The organism is Micrococcus sp. KRD077 (assembly GCF_017168505.1).
GTDB classification, from domain to species: domain Bacteria; phylum Actinomycetota; class Actinomycetes; order Actinomycetales; family Micrococcaceae; genus Micrococcus; species Micrococcus luteus.
The window spans coordinates 4,413-9,945 of sequence record NZ_JABFAZ010000039.1 but is presented as its reverse complement, the minus strand read 5'-3'; the positions used below and the strand labels follow the sequence as shown (position 1 = coordinate 9,945).

5 protein-coding genes are annotated in these 5,533 nt (G+C 71.8%); 1 reads left to right on the top strand and 4 read right to left on the bottom strand.

Translation table 11 applies throughout. The features are described from left to right. Positions 1 to 19: 19 nt before the first annotated feature. The 4 genes from J1M39_RS09680 to J1M39_RS09665 form a co-directional block, all read right to left on the bottom strand. Complete coding sequence (locus J1M39_RS09680; protein ID WP_036316542.1) at positions 20 to 1,522, bottom strand: amino acid permease; 1,503 nt, start codon at positions 1,520 to 1,522, stop codon at positions 20 to 22. A 100-nt stretch (positions 1,523 to 1,622) separates the two neighbouring features. Beyond that, positions 1,623 to 2,696: a threonine aldolase family protein gene (locus tag J1M39_RS09675; RefSeq protein ID WP_036380765.1), complete on the bottom strand. Its 1,074-nt coding sequence runs from the start codon at positions 2,694 to 2,696 to the stop codon at positions 1,623 to 1,625. A gap of 5 nt (positions 2,697 to 2,701) precedes the next feature. Next, positions 2,702 to 3,376, bottom strand: a complete 675-nt coding sequence (locus J1M39_RS09670; RefSeq protein ID WP_078026156.1) for an SDR family NAD(P)-dependent oxidoreductase — start codon at positions 3,374 to 3,376, stop codon at positions 2,702 to 2,704. A 3-nt stretch (positions 3,377 to 3,379) separates the two neighbouring features. Beyond that, on the bottom strand, positions 3,380 to 4,810 hold the full coding sequence (locus tag J1M39_RS09665; RefSeq protein WP_206496729.1) for a DUF6421 family protein: 1,431 nt from the start codon (positions 4,808 to 4,810) through the stop codon (positions 3,380 to 3,382). Positions 4,811 to 4,933: 123 nt separating this feature from the next. On the opposite strand from J1M39_RS09665, the gene J1M39_RS09660 reads away from it, so the two are divergent. Continuing rightward, positions 4,934 to 5,392, top strand: coding sequence for an Lrp/AsnC family transcriptional regulator (locus J1M39_RS09660; RefSeq protein ID WP_206496728.1), 459 nt, complete (start codon positions 4,934 to 4,936; stop codon positions 5,390 to 5,392). Positions 5,393 to 5,533 lie beyond the last annotated feature (141 nt).

Below are 5,533 nucleotides of genomic sequence, written 5' to 3'. Positions count from 1 at the left end.
GACCTCCGAGGTGGGGGACTCAGTCCAGGACGCGGGTGAGGTCGGCGTCCTCGTAGCGGACCGGCTTCGAGCCGGTGACGAGCTTGTGGCCGAGCCACAGCGCGAGGAACAGGGGCAGGCCGATGTACGCGCTGGCCACGGCCACGAGGTCCACGTCGCCCATGAACGCCTGGTAGTTCTGGCCGAGGATCACGACGGCGCACATGACCAGCGCGACGATCGGGCCCAGGGGGAACAGGAAGGCGCGGTAGGGCAGGTCCTTCGGGTCGTGGCCCTGCGCGACGTAGGCCCGCCGGAACCGGTAGTGGCTCCAGGCGATGCCCATCCACACGATGAACCCGGCCAGGCCCGAGGCGGAGACGAGCCACACGTAGGCGGCGCCGTCCCCGATGAACGTGGTCAGGAAGCACGCCGCGCCCACCGCGGTGGTGGCGTAGAGGGCGTTCATGGGCACGCCGCGCCGGTTCACCTTCGCCAGGAAGCGCGGGGCCTTCCCGGAGTCGGCCAGGGCCCAGAGCATGCGGGTGGAGGCGTACAGGCCCGAGTTGCCCGCGGAGAGGATGGCCGTGAGGATCACGGCGTTCATCACGGAGGCGGCGGCGAGCACGCCCGCGTTCTCGAAGACGAGCGTGAACGGGGAGATCGAGATGTCCTCGACGTCGCTGCCCAGCAGGTGGGGGCTGGTGTAGGGGATGAGGAAGCCGACGACGGTGATTGCGCCGACGTAGAAGAGCAGGATGCGCACGAACACGGTGCGGATCGCCTTGGGCACGTTCTTCTCCGGGTCCTCGGCCTCGCCCGCGGCCACGCCGACCAGCTCGGTGCCCTGGAAGGAGAAGCCGGCCACCATGAAGATCGCCAGGATGCCGGCGCCGCCGCCCACGAAGGGGGCCTCGCCGTCCGTCCAGTTGTGGAAGCCGGGGGAGGAGCCGCCGAGGATGCCGACGATCATCAGGACGCCGAGCACCAGGAAGATCACCACCGTGGCGACCTTGATGAGCGAGAACCAGAACTCGCTCTCGCCGTAGGCGCGCGTGGAGAGGGCGTTGAGGCCGAAGAGCAGCGCGAGGAAGATCGCGGACCAGATCCACGAGGGCACGTCCGGGAGCCAGTACCGCATGATCAGGGCCGCCGCGACGAGCTCGGCGGCCACCGTGATCGCCCAGTTGTACCAGTAGTTCCAGCCGATGGCGAAGCCGAACGAGGGGCTCACGAAGCGGGTCGAGTACTCCTCGAACGCGCCGGAGACCGGCAGGTACGTGGACATCTCGCCGAGCGACTGCATCAGCAGGAACACCATGAAGCCGATGGCCACATAGGCCACGAGGGCGCCACCGGGGCCGGCGGTCGCGATGGTGTTGCCCGAGGCCACGAACAGGCCCGTGCCGATGGCGCCGCCCATCGCGATCATCGTCAGGTGCCGGGACTTGAGGGTGCGTTGCAGGGAGCCGCCCTCATGGGTGGCGTGGGCGGCGGAGGCGGCCGGCGTCGACGGGGACGTCCGGGGTGCGCTGGTGTCCACGGTGGCCTTTCGGTGGAGGAGCGGTCGGACGCGCGTCGAAGGCCGCGGCGTCCCACCCTGCTGCACGGTGGTAGAAGGGTATCCCGGCCGGGCGCGTCCGTCAGACGGCGGGGACGAGTTCGGCGCGCAGCGCCGCCGTGAACGCGTCCACGTCCTCCTCGGTCGTGTCGAAGCCGCACACCCAGCGCACCTCGCGGCGCGCCGCGTCCCAGTCGTAGAACCGGAAGCGGGCGCGCAGCCGGTCGGCCACGCCCTCGGGCAGGACGGCGAACACGGCGTTGGCGTCCGTGGCCTGCGTGAACTCGACGCCGGCCAGCGAGCCGTCGGCGACCCCCGCCTCGATGCCGGCGCGCAGCCGGGCGGCCATGGCGTTGGCGTGGCGGGCGGAGCGCAGGTACAGGTCGCCGTCGAACAGGGCGAGCAGCTGCGCCGAGATGAAGCGCATCTTCGAGGCCAGCTGCATCTGGTTCTTGCGCAGGTACACGAGGCCGTCCGCGGCGTCCGGGTCGAGCACGACGACGGCCTCGGCCAGCAGCGCCCCGTTCTTGGTGCCGCCGAGGGAGAGCACGTCCACGCCGACGTCGGTGGTGAAGGCGCGCAGCGGCAGGCCCAGGGAGGCCGCGGCATTGGCGATGCGGGCGCCGTCCATGTAGACGCGCATCCCGTGCTCGTGGGCGTAGTCCGTGATGGCCTTGACCTCCTCCGGGGTGTAGACCGTGCCGAGCTCGGTGGACTGGGTGAGGTAGACGACCAGGGGCTGGGCACGGTGCTCGTCGCCCCAGCCCCACGCCTCGGCGGCGATCAGCTCGGGGGTGAGCTTGCCGTCGTCGGTGGCCACGGGCAGCAGCTTGATGCCGGCGGACTTCTCCGGCGCGCCGCCCTCGTCCACGTGGATGTGCGCGGTGTCCGCGCAGATCACCGCGCCCCAGCGGGGCAGCATGGCCTGGAGCCCGACGACGTTCGCCCCGGTCCCGTTGAACATCGGCCACACGGTGGCGTCCTCGCCGAAGTGCTGGGCCACGACCTCCTGGAGACGCGCCGTGTACACGTCCTCGCCGTAGGCGACCTGGTGGCCCCCGTTGGCCTCGGCGATCGCCGCGAGCACCTCCGGGTGGACGCCGGAGTAGTTGTCCGAGGCGAAGCCCCGCTCCTGCGGATCGTGGATCCTCTGCATGTCAGTTACGTTCCCTTCTCCTGGAGCGTGAGGACGGCGTCGTTCAGCGCGCCCGCCTCAGCCTTCCACAGTCGCGCGTACTCCTCGGCCAGCCGTTCCTCGAGCCCGGCGAGGGACTTCACGCGGAACACGACGGCCGCCGAGCGCAGCGGGGTCTCCGCGTCCCGGGTGGCCTTGGCCCAGCCCTGCGCCACCGCGCGGGTCCATGCCTCGCTCGCCGCCTTCACCGCGGCGTAGTTCGCGCCGCCGGCGAGCGGCCGGGTCACCGCCGTGGACGAGACGATCGCGAGGCGACCGGCGGACGAGGCCCGCAGGTCGTCGTCGAGGGCCCGGCTCACGTGCCGCAGCGCCGTGAACGAGGCCTCCAGGGCGCGGTAGTCCGCCTCGGTCTGACCGGCGAGGCCTCCGCCGCCGCGCCAGCCTCCCACCAGGTGGAGCAGGCCGTCAATCCGGGTGCCGCGGGCGTGCAGGTCCTCGACGAGGCCGCGGACGGCGGTCTCGTCCGTGAGGTCCAGGGTCGCGGTCTCGGCGCCGAGGCCGGCGAGGGGGGCGAGCTTCGCGGCGTCGCGCCCGGTCGCGACGACGTGTGCGCCGGCGTCGAGGAGCGTGCGGGCGGCGGCCCGGCCCGAGGCGCTCGTGGCGCCCGCGATCAGGACGGCGCGGTCGGTCAGGGCGGCCACGGGTCAGGCGTCCGTGCCGCGGATCCCGGCGGTGGACTCGATGACGCCGCGCATCTTCTTCTCGAGGGCCTCGAAGAACATGGACAGCGGGAACTCGTCGTCGAGCACGAGGTCGGTGTAGCCCTTGGGCGGGCCGGCGAGGACCTCACGGGGCAGGCCCTGCGCCCACACGGAGGCGGGGTGCGGGGTGACCACGGAGGCGACGAGCTCGTAGGCCTGGAGCCAGTGCACGGTCTTGGGGCGGTCGATGGACTCCCAGTAGAGCGTGTCGATGGCGTCGCCCAGCTCGACGACGGCGTCGGCGAGCCGGTCCCAGTCCACGCTGAGCTCGACGTCGCGCCACTGGATCACGTCCTTGCGGTGCAGCCAGGCGAAGAGCAGCTGGCCGCCGAGGCCGTCGTAGTTGCGGACGCGGGAGCCCGTGAGGGCGAAGCGGAAGACCCGGTCGAACAGGACCGCGTGCTGGACGAGCCCGGCGTGGCGGCGGGTCTGCTCCTCGAGCCCGGTGAGCTGCTCGCCGGCGGCGGCGCGCGCCGTGAGGCGGCGCTCGATCGCCACGCACTCGCGGAAGGCGGTCATGTCGCAGCGCATCTCCTCGAGCGTGTAGAGGAAGAAGGGCATGCGCTGCTTGATCATGAACGGGTCGAAGGGCAGGTCGCCGCGCATGTGCGTGCGGTCGTGGATGAGGTCCCACATCACGAAGGTGCCCTCGGCGAGCTCCTGGCTGGAGAGCAGTTCGGCGAGCTCGGCCGGGAGCTCGAGCTGGGTGACCTCGGCGGCGGCGGTGACGACCCGGTGGAAGCGGGCGGCCTCGCGGTCCTGGAAGATGGCGCCCCACGTGAAGGTGGGGATCTCGCGCATGGCCACGGTCTCGGGGAAGAGGACGGCGGAGTTCGTGTCGTAGCCGGGGGTGAAGTCGATCAGGCGCAGGGAGACGAAGAGGCGGTTGCCGTAGTCGCCGGCCTCGAGCTCGGCGATGAACTCGGGCCAGATGGTCTCGACGACGAGGGCCTCTACGTGCCGGTCCGGGGAGCCGTTCTGCGTGTACATCGGGAAGACCACGAGGTGCCGGACGCCGTCGACGCGGTGCTCCTGCGGCTGGAAGGCGACGAGGGAGTCCAGGAAGTCGGGTTCGGCGAAGCCGCCGTCAGCCCAGCGCGCGAAGTCGCGGGGCAGGGCGGCGAGGTAGGCGGCGTCGTGCGGGAAGAGCGGGGCGAGCTCCTCGACGGCGGCGACGATGGTCTCCACGTGCTCGCGCGCGGCGGCGTGGTCCGCCGGGTCCGGGATGGAGCCGTCCTTGACCTGCAGAGGCTGCAGGGCGGTGGCGGCGGCCTTGAGGCGGAGCCAGGCCGGGTGGGTCTCGACGGTGCGCGCGTCGGCCGGGGCCTCCGAGGCAACGCCGTCGGTCCGGGCGGGCTGCAGAGTGGTGGACATGGAACCTTCCTGAGGTCGAATCGCCGGAAAATATCCGGTGAGGCGGATCACTTGCCGGAAGGTTTCCATGAGCGCACGGGGCTGTCAACCCGGCGGCCGGGGCCGGCTGATAGCGTGCGGCGCATGGACGACCCTGTCGACGCGCGGCTCGCGGCCGCCGTCTCCCATGACCCGCGCGCCACGCTCGCCCAGCTCTCCGAGCGGGTCGGCCTCTCGACCTCCGCGGTGCAGGCGCGCCTGCGCCGGCTCGAGAGCACGGGCGTGATCACGGGCTACCGTGCGCTGCTCGACCCCGAGGCCGTGGGCAGGCCGCTCTCCGCGTTCATCGAGATCAGCCCGCTGGACCCGCGCCAGCCCGACGACGCCCCCGAGCTCCTCGAGTCCATCGCGGCGATCGAGGCATGCCACTCCGTGGCCGGCGACGCCGCGTACATACTCTTCGTGCGCGTGGGCTCGCCGCGCGAGCTCGAGGCCCTCGTGACGGAGATCCGCCAGACGGCGTCGGTGTCCACCCGGACCACCGTGGTGCTGCAGACCTTCTACGAGCACCGCCCCATGCTGGAGTTGCCGGCGGAGGACTGAGGGCGGGCGCGTCGGCCCCACCTGTCACGTGAGTGGTCGGAATGAGGGCGGGTCTGACGCTCATTCCGACCTCTCGCGTTCCCGGCTGCGGCAGTGAGTACCCCACCGCCCGTCCCGCTACGGTGATCCCGTGCGTCCGAC